The sequence below is a fragment of the Winogradskya consettensis genome, assembly GCF_018332715.1.
Taxonomy (GTDB): Bacteria; Actinomycetota; Actinomycetes; order Mycobacteriales; family Micromonosporaceae; genus Actinoplanes; species Actinoplanes consettensis.
Map to the genome: position 1 here is coordinate 80,909 of NZ_BOQP01000005.1, position 20,610 is coordinate 101,518.

The following is a 20,610-nucleotide window of genomic DNA, read 5'->3' on the forward strand; positions in this document are numbered from 1 at the left end:
GCCGATGGCGACATTCTCGTGGACCTGGAGGCCTCCAGCCTGCTCAGTGGTGTCTCGACAACCCCACTGCATCGTTGGAGGCCTTCATCTGTTCACCAGGCCGATCCACGATCCTCAGATCGAGTGGTCCCAACCCCCCTCGACCAACGTCTCGCAACATCACACCTGTTCGTCTGCAGTAGGTGGCAAGGCTCAAGCCACGAAGTTGCGCACAAACCCGCAAGGCCGCAACATCCTGCGGCGTCAGAGGGTGGTTCGAGGGTCTTAGGGTTGATCTATGTGTTGCGTGCGCTTCGGGTCTTTTGTTCGGTTCGTAATACATAGTGATCACTCGATGTGCTGAAAGATGAGAGAGGGTCGCGACCGGCGGATCATCGGTCGCGTTGCGCTGGTCATGGGCGATCGAAAGCCGTATCCCAGCGACGTGACCGATGCGCAGTGGGCGTTGATAGGCCCGTTTCTGGATGCGTGGAAGGCCAGGCGACCGTCGGTGTCGGGTCATCAGGGCGGCTATGAGCTGAGGGAGATCGTGAACGCGATCTTCTATCAGAACCGGACCGGCTGTCAGTGGGGGTATCTGCCGCATGACCTGCCTCCGAAGTCCGCGACGTACTACTACTTCGCCCTGTGGCGCGACGATCACACCGACCAGGCGATCCATGACCTGCTTCGCTGTCAGGCCAGAGAGAAGGCCGGCCGGGCTGAGGACCCGACAGCGATCGTGCTGGACACCCAGTCGATCCGCGCAGCGAACCACGTCCCCGCCGGGACTACGGGCAAAGATGCCGGCAAGAAGGTGCCCGGTCGTAAGCGCGGGCTGGCCGTGGACACGCTCGGGTTGATTATCGCGGTGGTCGTGACCGCAGCCTCGGTAACTGACAACGTGATCGGGATCCGCCTGCTCGACAAGGTTGTCGAATACACCCCGACAGTGACCCGCGCGTGGGTCGACGCCGGATTCAAGGACGAGTTCGCGATCCATGGCGCGGTCCTGGGCGTCGACATCGAAGTGGTCCGCCGCAACGACACCAGCGCAGGATTCGTGCCGGTCCGGCATCGGTGGGTGGTCGAGCAGACCCACGGCACACTGATGCTGCACCGACGCCTGACTCGCGAATATGAAACCCATCCCGCATCGTCGGTGTCGCATACGTTCTGGGCCTCGACCGCTAATCTGGTCCGGCGGCTGACCGGCACCAGCACACCATCCTGGCGAGACCCGGCATGAACACCGCCACGATCCTGGATTTGATAGCGACCCGCCACGCCGCCGCGACCGAAGCCTGTGACGACCTGCGGGAACAGATCGCCGAACTCAACGCTGAACTCGCCGCCGCCGAATCGGAAATAGCCGACCTGCAGACCACCCGGCAAACACTGGTGAAACTCACCCACGACGAGGTGACCGCCACCAATCCAAGGATCACCAGCGAGCCCTACCAGCAAATTCTTTCCGTATTCGACCCCGATGGAAGCACCATGCGCACCAAGGACGTCTGCCACGCGCTCGGCATCGGCATCGCCACCGAAGAAACCATGAGCATCCGCGCCAAGCTGAAACGCATGGTCAACCGGGGCATCCTGACCGAGACACAACGCGGCCTATTCACCCTCACCTCAAAGCCGACATAACCGCGCAGACCACCCTCTCAGATGTCAAGCATGGGCCAATCACGTCTGGCCGGAAAACATCTGTTTTGCGGTCAGACACGATTGCCCGGACTTGACGAACAACACCGCATGAAGTTGTCGCATCCCGGTGCCCGGCGCAACATCTGGCCTTGTCGCCTACGCCACCTGACTGGAGACGAGTCGAAGACGCGCGCTAACGACCGGCGACGAACTCGCGGATGCTGGCCGCGACGTAGTCCATCATCTCCACTGTCAGCCCGGGGTAGACGCCGAGCCAGAGCGTGCGCTCGGCGATGATGTCGCTGTTGGTGAGGTCGCCCGACACCCGGAACTCCTGGTCCAGGTAGGCGGGGTGGCGGGTGAGGTTGCCGGCGAACAGCAGGCGGGTGCCGATGTGCCGGGTGTGCAGGAAGTTGACGAGTTCCTGGCGGGTGAACGGGGCGTCGTCGGTGATCGTGAGGACGAAGCCGAACCAGCTCGGTTCGCTGCCCGGGGTCGCCCGCGGCAGCAACAGTCCGGGTACGCCCTGGAGTTGGTCGTGCAGGCGGTCCCAGTTGCGCCGGCGGGCGGCGCCGAACTCGTCCAGGCGTACGAGCTGGGAGAGGCCGAGGGCCGCCTGCAGGTCGCCGGATTTCAGGTTGTAGCCGACGTGCGAGAACGTGTACTTGTGGTCGTAGCCGGCCGGCAGCGTGCCGAGCTGGTAACCGAAGCGCTTGTGGCAGGTGTCGTCCTCGCCCGGCTCGCACCAGCAGTCGCGGCCCCAGTCGCGCATCGACTCGACGATGCGGGCCAGCACGAGGTTGTCGGTCAGCACACAACCGCCCTCGCCCGTGGTGATGTGGTGTGCGGGATAGAAGCTGACGGTGGTCAGATCGCCGAACGTACCCGTCGGCTTGCCCTGGTAGGTCGCGCCCAGCGCGTCGCAGTTGTCCTCGATGAGGAACAGTCCGTGCTTGTCGGCGAGCTCGGCGATCTCCGCGACCGGGAACGGGTTCCCGAGCGCGTGCGCGATCATGATCGCCCGGGTGCGCGGCCCGATCGCCGCGGCGACCCGGTCGGCGGTGGTGTTGTACGTCCCGAGCTCCACGTCGACGAAGACCGGCACCAGCCCGTTCTGGATGATCGGGTTGACGGTGGTCGGGAAGCCGGCCGCTACCGTGATCACCTCGTCGCCGCGCCGCAGCCGCCGGTCGCCCAGCACCGGTGACGTCAGCGCCGACAACGCCAGCAGGTTCGCCGACGAGCCGGAGTTGGTCATGTGGGCCTTGCGCAGCCCCGCCGCGCGGGCCAGCTTGCGTTCGAACGTCCGCGAGGTCACCCCGGCGGCGATCCGCATGTCGAGGGCCGCCTCCACGAGGGCGACCCGATCGGACTCGTCGAGCACGGCACCCGAAGGCCACACGGGCGTGACGCCGGGGACGAACTCGGTGCGCGGCGCCACCTCCTGGTGATACTTCGCCACCTGCTCGAGGATGAGTGCCTTCGCGCTTTGCGTCATGGAAACTCCCGGCGGCTCGAATACTGGTCGCGCAGACGCTAGGGACAGCGCATCGAGCTGCGCTCAAGCCGTGGTCGCCCCGGCTTCCTCCAGCCGTGCTCGACCCGGCGTCGTCGCTCGGCGCGTACCAAGGTGTCCTGGTCGCGCCGCGATCACCTCTCCCCTACCGAAGAGGGTTGCCATGAAAGCGTTGGTCCTGGCCGGCGGCACCGGATCCCGGCTGCGCCCGTTCAGTCACTCGATGCCCAAGCAGCTGATCCCGATCGCCAACAAACCGGTGCTGGCCCACTGCCTGGAGTCGCTGGCCGCCGTCGGCGTCCACGACGTGGGCGTCATCGTGGGCGACCGCGGCGACGAGATCCAGGCCAGCGCCGGCGACGGCTCGGCGTACGGGCTGCGCCTCACCTACCTGCGCCAGGACCGTCCCCGCGGGCTCGCCCACTGTGTGCGGATCGCGCGGCCGTTCCTCGGCAACGACGACTTCGTCATGTACCTGGGCGACAACATGCTGGTCGGCGGCATCGGCTCCCTCGCCGAGGAGTTCCACCGCACCCGCCCGGCCGCGCAGGTGACCGTCACCAAGGTCACCGACCCCCGCGAGTACGGCGTGGCCGAGGTCGACGCCGACGGCCGGGTCACCGCTCTCGTCGAGAAACCCCTGCACCCCCGCAGCGATCTCGCGGTCATCGGGGTCTACTTCTTCACCCCGGAGATCCATTCAGCCGTACGCCGGATCGCGCCGAGTCCTCGCGGCGAGCTGGAGATCACCGACGCGATAGCCCTGCTGGTCGCCGAGGGACGCCCGGTCAACGCGGGCCGCTTCGAGGGCTACTGGAAGGACACCGGCCGCATCGAGGACGTGCTCGACTGCAATCGCGAGCTGCTCAGCGCCATCACCACCCGCGTCGACGGTTTCGTGGACGCCGCCAGCGAGCTCATCGGTGAGGTCGTCATCGAGCCCGGCGCCCGCGTCACCCGCTCCCGCATCGTCGGCCCGGTGATGATCGCCGCCGGCTCGGTGATCGACGACAGCCGCCTGGGCCCGTACACGACGGTCGGCCGCAACTGCCAGCTCCGCGGCGCCGGTGTCGAGCAGTCCATCGTCCTGGACTCCGTCGCGGTCACCCAGGTCCGCGGCATCTACGGCTCGGTCCTGGGCCGCGGCGCCCGCGTCCGCAACGCCCCCGCCGACGGCCTCCGCCGCCGCCTGGTCCTCGGCGACGACACGGAAGTGGAGATCGCGGCATGAAACTGCTCGTCACCGGTGGCGCCGGCTTCATCGGCTCCCACTTCGTGCGTACGGTCCTGGCCGGCGGCTACCCCGCCCTGGCCGGCGCCGACCTCACCGTCCTCGACAAACTCACCTACGCCGGCAACCCCGAGAACCTCCCCGCCGGCGCGAACCTCGTGGTCGGCGACATCACCGACCCGGCCCTGCTGCGCCGAGTGGTCCCCGGCCACGACGCCGTGGTCCACTTCGCCGCCGAATCCCACGTGGACCGTTCCCTCACCGACCCGGCGGCCTTCGTCACCACCAACGTCCTCGGCACCCAGCTCCTCCTGGACGCCTGCGTAGCCGCCGGAGTCTCCCGGGTCGTCCACGTCTCCACCGACGAGGTGTACGGCTCCATCAACGAAGGCGCGTGGACGGAAACCTGGCCCCTGCTCCCCAACTCCCCCTACGCCGCGTCCAAAGCAGCCAGCGACCTGATCGCCCGCGCTTATTGGCGGACCCACGGCCTCCCGGTCTCCATCACCCGCTGCAGCAACAACTACGGCCCCTACCAGCACCCCGAAAAACTCATCCCCCACTTCATCACCCGCCTGCTGAACGGCCTCCCCGTCCCCCTCTACGGCGACGGCCGCAACATCCGCGAATGGATCCACGTCGACGACCACTGCCGAGCCGTGGCCCTGGTCCTCACCGACGGCCGCCCCGGCGAGATCTACAACGTCGGCGGCGGCACCGAACTCACCAACCGCCAGATCACCGACGCCCTCCTGGACCTCTGCCAGGCCGACCCCACCCTGATCACGTACGTCGAGGACCGCAAGGGCCACGACCTGCGGTACGCCCTCAACGGCCGCAAACTCCAGGACGAACTCGGCTTCATCTGCCGGGTCCCCTTCGCGGAGGGCCTGGCCGCGACGGTCCGCTGGTACACCGACAACGAACCCTGGTGGCGCCCCACCCTCCCCGTCCTCGTTCCGGCCCTCGCCTGGCCGTAGGGCCCACCCGGTGGCGATTATGCGGAACGTCGCATAATCACCACCGGGCCTCTGCTTACGAGATCTTTAACCATCACCGGTGATGCTGTCCGCGAAGACGCCGACGGGGAGGATTCACATGGTGAACGGGCAGCTGCTGATGCCGGGACGCAACGAGGCACCGCCCCGGCCTCCGCGCTCCCCGTGGGGTGGGCGCAAACTCTGGATCTCACTGGCGATGCTGGCCGTCGCGACCGGCGCAGCCCTGATCAGCCTGCGCGGGCACCTACCGAGCGCCGCCGAGACGTGGAGCGCTCTGCGCGGAGCCGATCCCCTCTGGCTGATCGTCGCGGTGGTCCTGCACAGCACCTCACTGGTCGCGTTCGCAGAACAGGAACGACGACTGCTCAGCGCGTTCGGGGTGACCATGCCGCTCCGCCGCGCCATCGCCATGACCATCACCCGCTCAGCAATGACCATGGCCCTGCCCGGCGGCTCAGCGGTCGCCGCAGCCTACGGCTTCCGCCAGTTTCGCGAACGAGGAGCCAACCCCGCGGTCGCGGCGGCCGTGACCGCCCTGTGCGGCATAACATCGGTGGCAGGCCTGGCCCTCCTCTACACCGGCGACGCCCTCATCCACGCCGGCCCGGCCATCGCGGCCGGCGCAGCGGTCGCGGCCACAGCACTGCTCATCCTGGCCCGCCGCCTGAAAAGGACCCAGCCGGCCCCACCGACGAACTCCAGCCCCGAGGCATCCATCACCGACGCCTGCTCACCGCCTCCGCCCGCAGGCCCCACCACCCTGGCCGGAAAACTACGGCGCCTGATCCGGCAAACCGCCACCCTGGCCGCGGCCGTACCCCCACGCCGCTGGCTAACCGTCCTGACCCTGGCAATCCTGAACTGGCTCGCCGACCTCCTGTGCCTGCTGGTCTGCCTGCGAGCAGTAGGCCTGCACCTGCCGTTCCCAGCAATCGCCGCGGCCTTCCTCGGCGCCCAGCTGGCCCGCCAAATCCCGTTCACTGCGGGCGGCATCGGCGTAATCGAAGCCGGCCTGGTCGTAACCCTCACCACCCTGGGCGCCCCACCCCCAGCCGCAACCGCCGCAGTCCTGACCTACCGAGCCCTCACCTGCTGGCTGATACTCCCCCTCGGCACAGCCACCTGGGCCACCTTGCGCGCCCGCTCCACCTGAGCGCCACCCACCCCAGGCCCACCCGACCTGACCAACGCCACCGGGGCGCGAGCGATCGAACGCGCCGAAGAGGCACAATCTCTCCGCGCGACAGACGATGAACGACGTTGGCCACCTGCATCTCGGAGCGCCGACCGGCCGGGCTTCAACGCGAGGTGTGTCCGCTTACGCCCGGCAGTACCAGTTGCCGGGCGAACTGGGGTCCGATACGAGAAAGGGCCCACCTAAGTGGGCCCTGACCTGCGGAAAAGCTCCCCCGATTGGACTCGAACCAATAACCTGCCGGTTAACAGCCGGCTGCTCTGCCAATTGAGCTACAGGGGATCGTGCCGCCGCCCCAACCTCCCGCCTGAGCGGGCTGTCGTGGTGACGGAAAAAAGAATACATGACTCCTGGGGTGCTCGCTGGGGAGGGTCCCCGACACTCCCGGAAGAGTCGGTTCCGGGACGAATACGGGTCCGGGCGAATGATCGGGTGGCAGGGTGGGTATGTCGGGGTCAGACGCACGCGCGTCACGAACGGAAGGAGCCGCCATGCGCGGAAAGCTCATGTTCATCACGGGTCTCGCTGCGGGCTTCGTCCTGGGCAGCCGTGCCGGCCGGGAGAAGTACGAGGAGATCTCGGCCAACGCGAAAAAGGTGTGGGAGCACCCGACGGTCCAGGAGGCCGCCGGCGTTGCCCAGGCGCAGGCCAACAAGCTGTACACCGAGGGTAAGGACAAGCTCAACCAGTCCAAGCTCGGTGAGAAGCTGCACTCCGCCAGCACCACGTCGTCGTCCGGTGACACCACGACCAACCTGACGACGAGCAGCGCCAACAACAGCACGGGCAGCGCTTACTGAGGTAGAAGTATTCGCCGCTTGCGTGGCCCGGCCCCTCCCAGGGACCGGGCCACCGGCATTTTCAGGCGCGGGTGGAGAACGCCGCGTCGAAGGCTGCCGTGGGTGCGTCGAAGGCCAGGTTGCGGACGAAGGCGAGGGCTTCCGGGGCTCCGACCAGGCGATCCATGCCCGCGTCCTCCCATTCGATGGAGAGCGGGCCCTGGTAGCCGATGGCGTTCAGGGCGCGGAAGCAGTCCTCCCAGGGGACGTCGCCGTGGCCGGTGGAGACGAAGTCCCAGCCTCGGCGCAGGTCGGCCCAGGGCAGGTGGGAGGCGAGGCGGCCGCGGCGGCCGTCGCCGGTGCGGACCTTCGCGTCCTTGCAGTCGACGTGGTAGATCCGGTCGTGGAATTCGAGGATGAAGTTGACCGGGTCGAGGTCCTGCCAGACGAAGTGGGACGGGTCCCAGTTGAGGCCGAATGCCGGGCGGTGGCCGATGGCGTCGAGGGTGCGGCGGGTCGTCCAGTAGTCGTAGGCGATCTCGCTGGGGTGGACCTCGTGGGCGAAGCGGACGCCGACCTCGTCGAAGACGTCGAGGATGGGGTTCCAACGGTCGGCGAAGTCCTCGTAGCCTCGTTCGATCATCGTCGGCGGGACCGGCGGGAACATCGCCACGGTGTGCCAGATCGAGGAGCCGGTGAAGCCGACCACGGTGTTGACGCCGAGGCGGGCCGCGGCCCGGGCGGTGTCCTTCATGCGTTCGGCCGCGCGGAGGCGTACCCCTGACGGGTCGCCGTCGCCCCAGATGGCCGGCGGCAGGATGTCCTGGTGGCGTTCGTCGATGGGGTGGTCGCAGACGGCCTGGCCGACGAGGTGGTTGGAGATCGCGTAGACCTTGAGGTTGTGCTTCTCCAGCACCTCGCGTTTGCGGTCGACGTAGTCGTCCTCGGCGAGCGCCCGGTCGACCTCGAAATGATCACCCCAGCAGGCGATCTCCAGGCCGTCGTAGCCCCACTGCGACGCCAGCCGGCAGACCTCCTCGAACGGCAGGTCGGCCCACTGGCCGGTGAAGAGCGTGATGGGTCGCGCCATGTCATCTCCCCTGTTCGTAAACGGCTACGAAGGGGTTCCGGGCCGGTGCGAGGTGCCGGCGATGGCATGCCGGGGACGGACGTCGCGGCCGTGCCGGGTCTGCGCCTCCCGGCGGGCCCGCCGTCCCGGCAGTGCCACGTCAAACTCTAGGTGCACCCCAGGGTGTCAGCAAGGGAGGCGGAGGTCGATCGGGGGCGAGAGACCGAGCTCTGCGAGCTCCAGGGCCCCCTGCGACTCGATGTCCAGATATTCGGTGCCGGGCAGTGCCCCGGACATGAGGTGCGCGATGGCCGTGCGCCAGATCTCCGTCGTCGCCGTCAGCGGTGCGGGCGGTTGACTGTCCAACGGTACGTGACACTGCACGCGCCACGGACCCGCCGGGATGTCGCGCAGAGCGGCGGCGAGGTCGTCGACGTACCCGTCATCGGGAGTGGTGACGGCGTGCGGGTGCGCGCTGTCGACGTACCCCTGGAGGGCTTCGATCGCGGCGGCGGGATGAGCGGCCTGGAGGGCGGCAGCGACCGTGGCCCGGATGACCTGGACGCCGGCTCCGTGCAGACGGTCGAGATACGCGACCGGGTCCTCCCACGTGCACGCCACGTTGGCCAGGTCGAGGCTGACGCCGAGCCGGTCCTTGTCGAGCCGGGAGAACGCGGCGGCGACGGAGGCCGACCCGTCGAGCACGTAACCGGGTGCGGGCTGGAACCCGACCCGGACCGCGCGCCCGGTCTGCCAGGCGACCTCGGCCAGCCCGCCGGACAGCCGCCCGAGCACCCGCGAGCAGGCCTTCTCCTTGGCGGTGTCCCACCCCGCTCGCAGCCCGAGGCCGATCGTCGTCACCGCTCCCCGGACGGCGTCGTCGGGCAGCAGGTCGACGAGGATGCGGGCCAGGTCGAGGGTGTATTCGAGCCGCGCGGGGCTGCTCCAGTCGGGAATGCCGGAACCCTCGTCGCCGCCCTCGGCGTAGGGCAGCCCGCTCAACGTGACGACCTCGAGCCCGCGGGCGTCGAGTTCGGCACGCAGCCGGGTGCGGGCGCGCCCGTCGATGGCGAGGGCGGCGGCGAGGGTGGGTGGCAGCCACAGGCTCACCCCGAGGATGTCCGCGTCGAGCTGAGACCGGACATCATCCGCGTACGCGTCGAGCTGAGCGACGACGTCCGTAAGGTCGCGCGCGGGCCGGAGATCGGTGCCATGACTCACATGGACCACCCGGCCGCGATGGTGGCGCAAACGCATCAGAATCCCTCCTGGAGCGGGGCGTCACCGAGGCATATGCAGCCAAGGCATATGCACGTGCATCGGTTCGTGCTGCGTCCAGTATGGACCAGTTGGCCGCGGGTCACCGCTGCCGTCGTGGCGGAACGACGGGTAACCATGACGCCTCCATCCGTGGGTTGGCTGCCCTCGGATACGAGCCTCGGCTGCCTACCGGATCAGCGGCCACACTGGCCGTGCGACGTCCTGACCTCCCCGAACATGATCGACAGGACCAAACTACATTTATGTAGTTAGATGCTCCCACCCCCGTTGACCTGGCCCAGAGTGGACAGACGACCCCCCGTTCGCAGATACGGTGAGAGCGTTCTCCGTGCGCCAATTGCACACTCGGACACGCACTGGAATCGTGCACGTGCGAATGAACGCCGTGCACCTGCACGAAGCAAACGCTCACTGGGGTAACACGGGGTGCCCGAACGTGCTCGCAGCGGCAGGAAGAGGGCACCTCGGCCGGGGTGGAAAGGCGGCGGAGGGCCGGGTGGACCGACGGCGGGCCGGGTGGGTAGCAGGCTGACCGGCTCCGGTTCGGAACCCGGGTGGCCCGGAGCCGGGCAGCCTTTCCGCCGCCCGGCTCCGACGGGCCGGGGCGCAACCGGACCCGCCCTCGCGCCGGACGGCAGAAGTCAATCGGCCCACCTCACGGCGGGCGGTAGGAACCGTGAACGGATGACAGAAGCTGGGTGGGGACGGGCGTCAGACGGGGGCGAGTTCAGGCTCGACCGCAACCCAGGCGGACGTGGCGGCCGAGCGTTCCACCGCGTCGAGGACAAGTTGGACCTGGAGTGCGTCGGCGAACGACGGTGCGGGGGCATTGTTCGAGGCGATCGCGGCGATCAGGTCGCGGACCTCGTGGGTGAAGGAGTGTTCGTAGCCGATCAGATGGCCGGCGGGCCACCACGCCGCCATGTAGGGATGGTCGGGCTCGGTGACCAGGATCCGGTTGAAGCCCTGCTCGCTGGTGGGCCGGGTCGCGTCGTAGAACTCGAGCTCGTTCATCCGCTCGAAGTCGAACGCGACCGAGCCGAGCGACCCGTTCAGCTCGACCCGCAGACCGTTCTTGCGGCCGGTGGCGAACCGGGTGGCCTCGTACGTCGCCACCGCTCCCCCGTCGAGCCGGGCCAGGAACAGAGCGGCGTCGTCGACGGTGACCTGCCCGTTGCCCGACAGGGAAGGAGCGGGGAGCGGACGTTCGCGCACGAACGTCTCGGTCAGGGCCGTGACCGAGGTGATGAGGTTGCCCGTGACGAACTGGGTCAGGTCGACGATGTGGGCGCCGATGTCGCCCAGAGCCCCGGAGCCCGCGACGTCCTTGCGGAGCCGCCAGACCAGGGGGAATTCCGGGTCGACGATCCAGTCCTGCAGGTACACCGCGCGTACGTGGCGGACCGTGCCGATGCGCCCGGTGGCGACGAGCTGTCTCATCAGGGCCACCGCGGGGACCCGGCGGTAGTTGAACCCGCACATCGCCTGGATCCCGTGGGTCTGTGCCACGGCGGCGGCCGCGGCCATCTCCCGGGCCTCGGCCACCGAGTTGGCGAGCGGCTTCTCGCAGAGGACGTGTTTGCCCGCCGCCAGCGCCGCCACGGCTATCTCCGCGTGGGTGTCACCGGGTGTGCAGATGTCCACCAGGTCCAGGTCGTCGCGGGCGATGACCTGGCGCCAGTCGGTGGCGTGCGACTCCCAGCCGAGCTTGGCGGCCGCAGCCGCCGCCCGCTGGTCGTCACGGCCGCACACCACCGACATCCGCGCCGACAGCGGCAGGTCGAACGCGTGGTTGACGGTGCGCCACGCCTGTGAATGCGCGGCACCCATGAACGCGTGACCGACCATGCCGACCCGCAGCTGCCCCATCTTGTGAACTCCGTTCAGAGAGCCGAATGTGAGCTTCAGAAGCCGAGCTTCGCGTACTGTGCCGCGTTCTCCTTGGTGATCGTCTCGGAGGCGAGGGTGATCTCCTTGGGAACCTCGAGCTCCACGAGGTCCGACATGCCTTTCTTCTGGCCGATGAGCCGGGCGAGCGAGATCGCCGAGGACGCCATCGAGGGGCTGTAGGTGACCGTCGCCTTGAGCACGGTGTTGTCGGCCACGATCGCGTCGATCGCCGCCTTCGAACCGGCCCCGCCGACCATCAGGAATTCCTTGCGGTTGCTCTGGTTGGCCGCGGCGAGCACGCCGATGCCCTGGTCGTCGTCGTGGTTCCAGAGGGCGTCGATCTTCGGCAGGGCCTGCAGCAGCTCGGTGGCCGCCCGCTGCCCCGTGTCGGCGGTGAACTCGGCCGGGCGGCGGTTGGCGACGCGGAACCCGTACACGCCAAGGGCTTCTTTGAAGCCGGCCGAGCGCTGCTGGGTGAGTTCGAGCGAATCGATGCCCGGGATCTCGCCGATGATCGGGTTGCTGATGTTCTTGGCCTTCAGCTGCTCACCGATGTACGTGCCGGCGGCCAGGCCCATGCCGAAGTTGTCACCCTTGATCTGCAGCCGGTACGCGCCGCGGTCGGGGAACGCCCGGTCCAGGTTGACCACCGGGATGCCGGCCCGCATCGCCTCCAGGCCGACCGCGTTCAGCTCCTTGCCGTCATGCGGGAGCAGCACGATCACGCTGGGCTTCTGCGAGATCAGGGTGGACAGGGCGGCGCGCTGGGCGGCCGCGTCGGCGCCGGCTTCGACGCTCTTGAACTCCACGTCGCTGTACGCGGCGGCCTGCGCCTTGGCGTTGTTGGTGATCGCGGCGACCCAGCCGTGGTCGGCGGCGGGGGCGGAGAACGCGATGACGACCTTCTCGCCCGGGGCGGCGTTCGGGTTCGCCTCGGTGTCCTTGTTGGTGTTGATCTGGGTGTTCTCGCCCGTGCTGTTGCTGGTGCAGGCGGTGAGGACGGCGCCGGCGCCGATGGCGGCGCTGCCGAAGAGGATGCGACGACGGGACAGATCGTTCATCGGTTTTCTCCCAGGTTTGACCCGGCGGCCGTCGAAGGTCGCCAGCGGTGCGAAGGGAAAGGATGCAGGAGAGCGGATCTAGGTACGCGAGAAGAGCTGCGACAGTGAGCGGTAGCGGAACTGCTGGACGAGCACGGCGGCGACGATGATGGCGCCCTTGACCATGTTCTGCACCTCGGTGGAGAGGTTGTTGATGGCGAACAGGTTGGTGATCGTGGAGAAGACGAGCACCCCGAAGAGGGCGCCGATGATCGTGCCGCGTCCACCGCTGAGCAGGGTGCCGCCGATGATGGCCGCGGCGATCGCGTCAAGTTCGTAGAGGTTGGCCATGGCGGCCTGCGCGCTGGTCGCCTGGGAGGTGAGCATGATCGCCGCGATGCCGCAGCACAGCCCGGACAACGCGTAGAGCAGCACGGTGTGCAGCCGGATGTTGATGCCCGCGAGCCGGGCCGCCTCGGGGTTGCCGCCGACGGCCACGGTGCGCCGGCCGAACGTCGTGCGGTTCAGCAGCACCCAGCCACCGGCGACGACCACGGCGAGCATGATGACGAGCATCGGGACGCCGAGGATCTTCGTACTCGCGATGTCGTTGATCGTGGAGTTGGCCGAGACCTGCGTCTGCTTGCCGGAGATCTGCGCGGCCAGGCCCCGCGCCGCGACCATCATGGCCAGCGTCGCGATGAACGGCACCAGCCTGCCGTAGGAGATCAGTACGCCGTTGACGAGCCCGACCACGACCCCCACCACGATCGCGGTGAAGATCATGCCCGCGGTGCCGTAGCTCTGGGTCGCCAGCGTCGTCGACCACACCCCGGCCACCGCGATGATCGCGCCGACGGACAGGTCGATGCCGCCGCCGATGATCACGAACGTCATCCCGACGGTCACCACGCCGATCGCGGACGCCTGCTGCAGAATCGTCCAGACGTTGTTGGTCACCCAGCTCGCGTCGCCGTAGAGCTCCGGCCGGGTCACCGCCCCGATGATCACCAGAACGATCAGAACCCCGATCAACCCCAGATTCCGCCGTACGGGCTCCGCCCCGTCACTCTTCCACCAGCTCGTCTTCGTCAGGGACACCGGCGCTGGAGCATCAGCCGGAACGTCGGTCTTCGTCCTTTGGTCAGTCACGCTGAGCCTCCCTCAGGCATGCCCTCGTGGCCCTCACTGTCGCGGCCGCGGGCCGCCAACGCTGAGTGCAGCTCGGTGCAGTCGGTCATGCCGGGTCTCCTTCCAGGAGGGACCCCGCCATCACGAGGTCCAGAACCGTGGCTTCGTCGATCTCGTCGGCGGGTGCTTCGTGGATCAGGTGGCCCTCGCGCATGACCAGCACCCGGTCGGCCAGGCCGAGCACCTCGGGAACCTCGCTGGAGACCAGCAGGACGCCCACCCCGCCGGCGGCGAGGTCGTGGATCACCTGGTAGAGCTCCGCGCGGGCGCCGACGTCGACACCGCGGGTCGGCTCGTCGAGCAGGAGCAGTTTCGTGCCGCCGAGCAGCCAGCGCCCGACGACGACCTTCTGCTGGTTGCCACCGGACAGGGTGCGCACCGGCCGGGTCACGTCGCGGGGACGCAGTTCGAGCTGGTCGGCGGTTTTCGCGGCGGCGGCGCGTTCCTTGGAGGTGTCGGTGAAGCCGCTCCGGGCGTACCCGGAGAATGAAGAGAGGGTCATGTTGCGGTAGATGGCCTCGTCGAGCAGCAACGCCTGGCTCTTGCGCTCCTCGGGCGCCATGCCCATGCCGTGCCGGACCGCCGCGCCGATGCTGTGGATCGCCTTGCCGTTGAGCCTGACCGTTCCGGCATCCGCCCTGCGTGCGCCGAAGATGGTCTCGAGCAGTTCCGAACGCCCCGATCCGACCAGTCCCGCGATGCCGACGATCTCCCCGGCGCGGACGGCCAGGGACGCGTCCGCGAACTCGCCCTCGCGGGTGAGGCCCTGAACGTCGAGCAGCGGCTCACCCTCGGCCTTGCGGGTCCGGGGCGGGAACACGTATTCGATCGTGCGGCCGGTCATCCGGCTGACCAGGTCACGGGTCGGGGTGTCGCGGGCGGGCAGGTTCGCCGCGGTGGTGCGGCCGTCCTTGAGCACCGTGACCCGGTCGCCGATGTCGCGGATCTCCTCCAGGCGGTGCGAGATGTAGATGACCGCGATGCCCTGCGCCGTCAGCTCCCGGATGATCCGGAACAGGTTCTCCACCTCGTCGTGGGCGAGCACGGCGCTCGGCTCGTCCATGACGATCAGCCGCGCGTCGTGTGACAACGCCCGTGCCATGCTCACGATCTGCTTGCCCGCCGCGGGCAGCGAGCGCACCAACCGGCGCGGCGGGATGTGGGCATGGCCGAGACGGGCAAGGATTTCACGGGTACGCGCGGAAGTGGTCCGCCGGCGCAGGAACCCCGCTCGACTCTGCTCGTGGCCGAGGAACGCGTTCTCGGCAACCGACAGATCGTCGACGAGGTCGAGCTCCTGGTAGATCGTGGCGATCCCGGCGCGCATCGCGGCCTGAGGCGAGGCCGGCGCGAACGGCTGCCCCCGCCACGAGATGCTGCCCTCGTCCGCGTGGTGCACACCGGCGAGCACCTTGATCAGCGTGGACTTGCCGGCGCCGTTCTGGCCGAGCAGGCAATGCACCTCGCCCTCGCGAACCTCCAGCTCCACGCCGTCCAGAGCGCGGACGCCGGGGAACGTCTTGACGACACCTTCGAGCTTGAGCACGACCTCTGCCGGGGAGGAGGTCATGACGCCTGCTCGAAGGCCGTGTCGCTGGCGAGAACGGCGGCGCCCGTCACGCCCGCCCGCGCGCCCAGCTCGCTGAGCACCACTGGGAGGTTCCCGGTCGCGAGCGGCAGTGATCGCCGGTAGACGACCGAGCGGATCTCGGCGAGCAGGATGTGGCCGAGCTGGGCGAGCCCGCCCCCGATGACGATCATCGACGGGTTCGAGAAGCTGACCAGTGTGGCGAGCACCGAGCCGACCCGGCGGCCGCCGTCGCGGATCAGCCGGATGCAGGTGACGTCGCCCTCCGCGGCGCCCTCGGCCACGTCCCGGGCGGTGAGGATCTTGCGGGTGGCGAGCCGGTCGGCCAGTGCCGGGGAGTCGCCGGCGCGGGCGGCGGCCAGCGCGTCGCGGGCCAGTGCGGCGCCGCTGAACAGTGCCTCCAGGCAGCCGGCGTTGCCGCACGAGCACATCGGGCCGTGCGAGTCGACCTGGATGTGCCCGATGTCGCCGGCGCAGCCGTCCACGCCCCGGTACACGTCGCCGGCGAGGTGGATGCCGCAGCCGATGCCCGTACCTATCTTGATGAACAGGAAGTCGTCGACCGAGTGCGCGACCCCGCCGTGCCGCTCGCCGATCGCCATGATGTTGACGTCGTTGTCGACCACGGCCGGGCAGCCGAACTCGCGGGTGAGCAGCTCACGCACGGGATAGCGGTCCCAGCCGGGCATGATGGGCGGGGAGACCGGCACGCCGTCGCGGAAACTGACGGGGCCGGGCACGCCGATCCCGACGGCGTCCAATTTGTCGTACGCCCCGTCGGTGCGCGCCTTCTCCAGCAGCTCACTGACGCGGTGCAGGATCGCTTTCGGCCCGGACCGGATGTCAGTGCTCTCGCGGTACGCCGCCACGGGCTCGAGGCGCCCGTTGGTGACCTCGATATCGATGGAGCTCGCACCCAGGTCGACGGCGGCGAAGCGCAGCCGCGGGTGCAACTCGACCAGTGTGGACCGGCGGCCACCCCGGGACGCGGCCATCCCGGCCTCCGCGATGTAGCCCCCGGCGACGAGCCTTTCGACCTCGGCGAGCAGGCGCGGCCGGGTCAGATCGAGACGGTCGCCGAGCTCCGCCCGCGAGATCGGGCCTTCGTCGCGAAGCAGACGCAGCAGGCGATGATGCGGGGCGTCGACATTGTGCACGGGCACCTCCGGCCGTTCACACCGCCGAAACCAGGCGGTGTCACAGCCGTCACACTAGGGCCCTTCCGCCGCTGTAGTCCATAGCTTCTCGTTGATCCCAGGAAACTTTTGTCACCACAGTCAAAAGTGGTTTATCGCTTGGTGCGCAGACCGTCCAATGCGAACATCAGCACCCGGTCGCGCTGGTCGACGTCGACGAACGCCGCCGAGGTGAGGCCGGAGACCAGTCGCAGGACGTCGTCGAAGGCGGCGTCGGCGCGGACCTCACCGGCCTGCTGGGCACGGAGCAGCAGCGGTTCGCCGGCCTCGTACATCGTGGCGCGGCAGGCCCTGAACATGTCGGACTCGCGGTTGAGCGCCTCGATGATGGCGCGCTTGGTCCCCACGTAGTCGACGAAGCGTTTCAGCCAGGTGGTCAGCGCCTCCCACGGCGGCAGATCCGTCACCTCGGCGGCGACCTTGCTGAGCTGGTTGATCTCCTCGACGTAGACGCTCTCGAAGAGGTCCTTGCGCGTCGGGAAGTTGCGATAGAGGGTGCCGATGCCGACCCCGGCGCGCTTGGCGATGTCCTCGAGCGAGGCCTCGGTGCCACCCTCGGCGAACGCGTCACGGGCCGCGGCGAGGAGCGCGTCGAAGTTACGGCGGGCGTCGGCGCGCTGCGGGCGGCGTACGGTCACCGGCACTTCGGTCATGGTAACCCTCCTCACATCTCCCGGCATTGCGAACCGGAGGCATACCTCCGCTAAGGTGGAGGCATGCCTCGACTTTATCAGAGCTCGCCGCGGATCACGTTTGCGGTGCTCGCGGCCGCCGCGGCCGCCTTCTCACTGATGCAGTCGCTGGTGACGCCGGTGCTGCCGACGATCCAGCAGGATCTGCACACGAGCGCCGGGACCGTGACCTGGGTGCTCACCGCGTGGCTGCTCTCCGCCTCCGTCGCGACCCCGCTGATGGGCCGGATCAGCGACATGCTCGGCAAGGACCGCACGCTGCTGGTCGCCCTCGCCGCGATCGCCGTCGGCTGCCTGCTCGCCGCGGTCGCCCCGAACATCGGCGTGCTCATCGTCGCCCGGATCGTCCAGGGCCTCGGCGGCGCCGTCTTCCCCGTCTCGTTCGGCATCATCCGCGACGAGTTCCCGCCCGCCCGGGTCGCCTCCGCGGTCGGCGTACTGGCCGCCGTCATCGCCAGCGGCAGCGGCCTCGGCATCGTGCTCGCCGGCCCGATCGTCGGCGCGCTGGACTGGCGCTGGCTGTTCTGGATCCCGATGATCGTGGTCGTCCTCGTCGGGGTGCTCGCCTGGCGCGTCGTCCCCGCCTCACCCGTGCGCACCCCCGGCAAGGTCAACTGGCTGTCCGCGGCGCTGCTCTCGGGGTGGCTCGTCGCTCTTCTGCTCCCACTCAGTAAAGCGACCGCGTGGGGATGGGGCTCCGGGCGTACCGTCGGACTGTTTGTTGTCGCTCTTGTGCTCTTCGCCGGATGGTTCGTCGCTGAGCTGCGGTCGGCCAATCCCCTGATCGACATGCGCATGATGCGACTGCCCGCGGTCTGGACCACCAACCTGGTCGCCCTGCTCTTCGGCGCCGCGATGTTCGGCGTCTTCGCCTTCCTGCCGCAGCTGATGCAGGTGCCGGCCTCCACCGGCTACGGGTTCGGCGAGGACATCACCGGGGCCGGGCTGCTCATGCTGCCGATGCTGGTCGCGATGGCCGTCTTCGGCTCGCTCAGCGGACCGCTCTCGCGATGGGCCGGCAGCAAGGCGCAGCTGCTCATCGGCGCCGGCCTGGGCACTCTCGCCTGCCTGGCGTTCGCGCTGCGGCACGACGAGAAATGGGCGGTCGCGGTGGGCGGTGCGGTCTTCGGGATCGGGCTCGGCCTGGTCTACTCCTCGCTGATCAACCTGATCGTCCAGGCGGTGCCGCCCCACCAGACCGGCACGGCGAGCGGCATGAACACCAATATCCGTACGGTCGGAGCGTCCATCGGCACCGCCATCGTCAGCGCCGTCATCACCAGCCACCCGGCCGCCGCCACCGGACTTCCCGCCGAGAGTGGCTACACGATGGCGTTCCTGCTGCTCGCGGCTGCCGGGGCCGCGGCCTTCCTGGTGGCGCTGCTGGTTCCCGCCGCCAAGCGGGTCGCACCTCCCGCGACCACGCCTGCGGTTCTTCCGGAGCTGGCTCCCGTCGAGGTCTGACATGGTTGCGGCGGGCGACCTGTGTGGTCGCCCGCCGCTTTCGTTCTGCTGCTAGTTCGTACTCAACCCCTGCTCGCTGCCCTTCTTGAGCTTGCGGTCGTCGCGCAGCTGCAGGAACGGCTCGTCGTCAGGGTCGTGACCGGCGGCGATCGCCCGGCCGCGCTCCAGCTCGGCGTCGAGCTCGGCGCCCAGCATGATCGCCATGTTCGTGATCCAGAGCCAGACCAGGAACGCGATGACACCACCGAGCGTGCCGTACGTTTTGTTGTAGTTGGCGAAGTACGCCAGGTAGAGCGCGAACCCACCGGACGCCACGACCCAGAGCAGCACGGCGAAGATCCCGCCCGGGCTGATCCAGCGGAAGCCACCGGTCTTGGCGTTCGGCGACGCCCAGTAGAGAATCGCGAACATCAGGCTGACCAGGATGATCAGCACCGGCCACTTGGCGATGTTCCAGGTGGTCACGGCCGCCGACCCGAGCCCGATCGTGTCACCCACGGCCTCGGCCAGGCTGCCGGTGAAGACCACGATCACCGCGGAAAGAATCAACATGACGCCGACAACCGCGGTGACGCCGACCCGGATCGGGAGCGTCTTCCAGATCGGCCGGCCCTCGGGCACGTCGTAGATCGCATTCGACGCCCGCATGAACGCGGCGATGTAACCGGACGCCGACCAGAACGCCAGCACCAGACCGAAGATCGCGGCGAAGCCCGCCGTCCCCGAGTCGGACACCTGCCCGAGCACCTGGTTGACCAGGTCCTTGATCTGATCCGGGGCCACCTGGTTCAGGGTCTCGGTGACAGTCTCTTTCCCGTCCTTGCTCAGCAGCCCGAGGATGGAGACCAGCACCAGCGCGCCGGGGAAGATCGACAGCACGCCGTAGTAGGTCAGCGCCGCGGCCCAGTCCGAGATGTTGTCCTCGGAGAACTGCTTGAAGGTCCGCTTCAGCGCTGCCAGGATGCCCTTGCCGTGCAGCTGTGCAGGACTGTCCGGGCCGGCCTTCGGATCCGGGGCGTCAAGGTTGTAATCCTTGTCCTCACCGGTACGCGTCGTAGCCGTACCCTCGCCGTCGGCATCCCGCGCTCCGGCGGCATGCGCGCCATCTTTGTCGTCTTTGTGCCGAAGCTTCATAGTCGGGGATCCCTCCAGGGGCACTGCACGTCGATTCGTCACCACCGGCCCTTACAGCTGGCCTGAGCAGGTGATGCCCGTCATGCAGGAGCTCTAACCCCAGGTCCGCCATTTGGCTCACATACTACGGTTGACGTTATATGGTGCCGGACTTAATATCGGCCCCATGCAAGAACCGACCTTCCTCATCCTCACCGCCCTGGCAGCCCAGCCCCTGCACGGTTACGGCGTCATCCAATCCGTCACCGACCTGTCAGCCGGCGACGTGAAACTCCGCCCCGGCACGCTCTACGGCGCCCTGGACCGCCTCGCCGAGCAGGGCATGATCGAGGTCGACCGCGAAGAAGCCATCGAAGGCCGCCTCCGCCGCTACTACCGCCTCAGCGAAACCGGCGCCACCACCCTGCAAGAACAGGCCACCCGCCTGCACCGCAACGCCGCCGCCGCCGAGTCCCAGCTCGGCAAACGCCCCGGCTTCACCCTCGGCCTGACCGGCGCTTGAGCTCAGCCCCGGAGCCCAAGCCGCGAGCTCAGCCCTCGCACGCGGGCGCAGGCTCAGTCCCCGCGCACAAGCCCTGGCCTCAGCCCCTGCAAGCGGGCCGTAGGCTCAGCCCCCGCGCACAAGCCCTGGCCTCAGCCCCTGCAAGCGGGCCGTAGGCTCAGCCCCCGCGCACAAGCCCTGGCCTCAGCCCCTGCAAGCGGGCCGTAGGC

18 protein-coding genes and 1 tRNA gene are annotated in these 20,610 nt (G+C 68.6%); 8 read left to right on the top strand and 11 right to left on the bottom strand.

All coding sequences use genetic code 11. The annotated features are described in order from the left end of the window. The first annotated feature begins 394 nt into the window (after positions 1-394). A complete protein-coding gene (locus tag Aco04nite_RS05585) occupies positions 395-1,228 on the top strand; it encodes an IS5 family transposase (protein ID WP_212996106.1) in 834 nt (277 codons plus the stop codon). Beyond that, complete coding sequence (locus tag Aco04nite_RS05590; protein WP_212996107.1) at positions 1,225-1,632, top strand: hypothetical protein; 408 nt, start codon at positions 1,225-1,227, stop codon at positions 1,630-1,632. Before Aco04nite_RS05585 ends, Aco04nite_RS05590 begins: the two co-directional genes overlap by 4 nt. 193 nt (positions 1,633-1,825) lie before the next feature. Here Aco04nite_RS05590 and rfbH read toward each other — a convergent pair whose 3' ends face one another. Then, positions 1,826-3,130 carry a lipopolysaccharide biosynthesis protein RfbH gene (gene rfbH, locus Aco04nite_RS05595; protein WP_212996108.1) on the bottom strand — a complete coding sequence of 435 codons (1,305 nt, stop codon included), beginning with the start codon at positions 3,128-3,130 and terminating at the stop codon, positions 1,826-1,828. A gap of 181 nt (positions 3,131-3,311) precedes the next feature. Here rfbH and Aco04nite_RS05600 point away from each other — a divergent pair, with 181 nt between their 5' ends. From Aco04nite_RS05600 to Aco04nite_RS05610, 3 genes are all read left to right on the top strand, one after another. Then, entirely contained in the window at positions 3,312-4,379 is a 1,068-nt protein-coding gene (locus Aco04nite_RS05600; protein ID WP_212996109.1) for a glucose-1-phosphate thymidylyltransferase, read from the top strand. Further along, positions 4,376-5,359, top strand: a complete 984-nt coding sequence (gene rfbB / locus Aco04nite_RS05605; protein WP_212996110.1) for a dTDP-glucose 4,6-dehydratase — start codon at positions 4,376-4,378, stop codon at positions 5,357-5,359. Before Aco04nite_RS05600 ends, rfbB begins: the two co-directional genes overlap by 4 nt. Before the next feature lie 118 nt (positions 5,360-5,477). Beyond that, the gene (locus tag Aco04nite_RS05610; RefSeq protein ID WP_212996111.1) at positions 5,478-6,533 is read left to right on the top strand and encodes a lysylphosphatidylglycerol synthase transmembrane domain-containing protein; all 1,056 of its coding nucleotides are present in this window, start codon (positions 5,478-5,480) and stop codon (positions 6,531-6,533) included. Between the two features lie 251 nt (positions 6,534-6,784). Here the strand turns inward: Aco04nite_RS05610 and Aco04nite_RS05615 are convergent. Further along, positions 6,785-6,857, bottom strand: a tRNA-Asn gene (locus Aco04nite_RS05615). 209 nt (positions 6,858-7,066) lie between these two features. Here Aco04nite_RS05615 and Aco04nite_RS05620 point away from each other — a divergent pair. Next, on the top strand, positions 7,067-7,375 hold the full coding sequence (locus Aco04nite_RS05620) for a hypothetical protein (protein WP_203841324.1): 309 nt from the start codon (positions 7,067-7,069) through the stop codon (positions 7,373-7,375). 61 nt (positions 7,376-7,436) lie between these two features. Here Aco04nite_RS05620 and Aco04nite_RS05625 read toward each other — a convergent pair whose 3' ends face one another. The 8 genes from Aco04nite_RS05625 to Aco04nite_RS05660 form a co-directional block, all read right to left on the bottom strand. Beyond that, entirely contained in the window at positions 7,437-8,444 is a 1,008-nt protein-coding gene (locus Aco04nite_RS05625; protein WP_212996112.1) for a sugar phosphate isomerase/epimerase family protein, read from the bottom strand. 165 nt (positions 8,445-8,609) lie between these two features. After that, positions 8,610-9,680 (bottom strand): xylose isomerase, encoded by a 1,071-nt coding sequence (locus tag Aco04nite_RS05630; protein WP_212996113.1) that lies wholly within the window; start codon positions 9,678-9,680, stop codon positions 8,610-8,612. 735 nt (positions 9,681-10,415) lie between these two features. Continuing rightward, on the bottom strand, positions 10,416-11,573 hold the full coding sequence (locus Aco04nite_RS05635; protein ID WP_212996114.1) for a Gfo/Idh/MocA family protein: 1,158 nt from the start codon (positions 11,571-11,573) through the stop codon (positions 10,416-10,418). Positions 11,574-11,608: 35 nt separating this feature from the next. Beyond that, entirely contained in the window at positions 11,609-12,655 is a 1,047-nt protein-coding gene (locus tag Aco04nite_RS05640) for a substrate-binding domain-containing protein (protein ID WP_212996115.1), read from the bottom strand. A 78-nt stretch (positions 12,656-12,733) separates the two neighbouring features. Next, entirely contained in the window at positions 12,734-13,735 is a 1,002-nt protein-coding gene (locus Aco04nite_RS05645) for an ABC transporter permease (protein WP_244875770.1), read from the bottom strand. A 136-nt stretch (positions 13,736-13,871) separates the two neighbouring features. After that, a complete protein-coding gene (locus Aco04nite_RS05650) occupies positions 13,872-15,395 on the bottom strand; it encodes a sugar ABC transporter ATP-binding protein (protein WP_212996117.1) in 1,524 nt (507 codons plus the stop codon). Further along, positions 15,392-16,570, bottom strand: a complete 1,179-nt coding sequence (locus tag Aco04nite_RS05655) for an ROK family transcriptional regulator (protein WP_212996118.1) — start codon at positions 16,568-16,570, stop codon at positions 15,392-15,394. Before Aco04nite_RS05655 ends, Aco04nite_RS05650 begins: the two co-directional genes overlap by 4 nt. Before the next feature lie 131 nt (positions 16,571-16,701). Further along, positions 16,702-17,262, bottom strand: a complete 561-nt coding sequence (locus Aco04nite_RS05660; protein ID WP_212996119.1) for a TetR/AcrR family transcriptional regulator — start codon at positions 17,260-17,262, stop codon at positions 16,702-16,704. 63 nt (positions 17,263-17,325) lie between these two features. On the opposite strand from Aco04nite_RS05660, the gene Aco04nite_RS05665 reads away from it, so the two are divergent. Beyond that, complete coding sequence (locus Aco04nite_RS05665; protein WP_212996120.1) at positions 17,326-18,765, top strand: MFS transporter; 1,440 nt, start codon at positions 17,326-17,328, stop codon at positions 18,763-18,765. Between the two features lie 51 nt (positions 18,766-18,816). Here Aco04nite_RS05665 and Aco04nite_RS05670 read toward each other — a convergent pair whose 3' ends face one another. Next, the gene (locus Aco04nite_RS05670) at positions 18,817-19,899 is read right to left on the bottom strand and encodes a YihY/virulence factor BrkB family protein (RefSeq protein ID WP_212996121.1); all 1,083 of its coding nucleotides are present in this window, start codon (positions 19,897-19,899) and stop codon (positions 18,817-18,819) included. A gap of 166 nt (positions 19,900-20,065) precedes the next feature. Between Aco04nite_RS05670 and Aco04nite_RS05675 the strand changes: the two genes are divergently transcribed. After that, positions 20,066-20,401, top strand: coding sequence for a PadR family transcriptional regulator (locus Aco04nite_RS05675; protein WP_212996122.1), 336 nt, complete (start codon positions 20,066-20,068; stop codon positions 20,399-20,401). Positions 20,402-20,610 lie beyond the last annotated feature (209 nt).

Coding starts and splice junctions, on each gene's coding strand:
- Aco04nite_RS05665 (WP_212996120.1), top strand. CDS start 17,326: ATGCCTCGACTTTATCAGAGCTCGCCGCGGATCACGTTTGCGGTGCTC.
- Aco04nite_RS05650 (WP_212996117.1), bottom strand. CDS start 15,395: ATGACCTCCTCCCCGGCAGAGGTCGTGCTCAAGCTCGAAGGTGTCGTC.
- Aco04nite_RS05625 (WP_212996112.1), bottom strand. CDS start 8,444: ATGGCGCGACCCATCACGCTCTTCACCGGCCAGTGGGCCGACCTGCCG.
- Aco04nite_RS05670 (WP_212996121.1), bottom strand. CDS start 19,899: ATGAAGCTTCGGCACAAAGACGACAAAGATGGCGCGCATGCCGCCGGA.
- Aco04nite_RS05610 (WP_212996111.1), top strand. CDS start 5,478: ATGGTGAACGGGCAGCTGCTGATGCCGGGACGCAACGAGGCACCGCCC.
- Aco04nite_RS05660 (WP_212996119.1), bottom strand. CDS start 17,262: ATGACCGAAGTGCCGGTGACCGTACGCCGCCCGCAGCGCGCCGACGCC.
- Aco04nite_RS05640 (WP_212996115.1), bottom strand. CDS start 12,655: ATGAACGATCTGTCCCGTCGTCGCATCCTCTTCGGCAGCGCCGCCATC.
- Aco04nite_RS05590 (WP_212996107.1), top strand. CDS start 1,225: ATGAACACCGCCACGATCCTGGATTTGATAGCGACCCGCCACGCCGCC.
- Aco04nite_RS05620 (WP_203841324.1), top strand. CDS start 7,067: ATGCGCGGAAAGCTCATGTTCATCACGGGTCTCGCTGCGGGCTTCGTC.
- rfbB (WP_212996110.1), top strand. CDS start 4,376: ATGAAACTGCTCGTCACCGGTGGCGCCGGCTTCATCGGCTCCCACTTC.
- Aco04nite_RS05635 (WP_212996114.1), bottom strand. CDS start 11,573: ATGGGGCAGCTGCGGGTCGGCATGGTCGGTCACGCGTTCATGGGTGCC.
- Aco04nite_RS05600 (WP_212996109.1), top strand. CDS start 3,312: ATGAAAGCGTTGGTCCTGGCCGGCGGCACCGGATCCCGGCTGCGCCCG.
- Aco04nite_RS05585 (WP_212996106.1), top strand. CDS start 395: ATGGGCGATCGAAAGCCGTATCCCAGCGACGTGACCGATGCGCAGTGG.
- rfbH (WP_212996108.1), bottom strand. CDS start 3,130: ATGACGCAAAGCGCGAAGGCACTCATCCTCGAGCAGGTGGCGAAGTAT.
- Aco04nite_RS05630 (WP_212996113.1), bottom strand. CDS start 9,680: ATGCGTTTGCGCCACCATCGCGGCCGGGTGGTCCATGTGAGTCATGGC.
- Aco04nite_RS05675 (WP_212996122.1), top strand. CDS start 20,066: ATGCAAGAACCGACCTTCCTCATCCTCACCGCCCTGGCAGCCCAGCCC.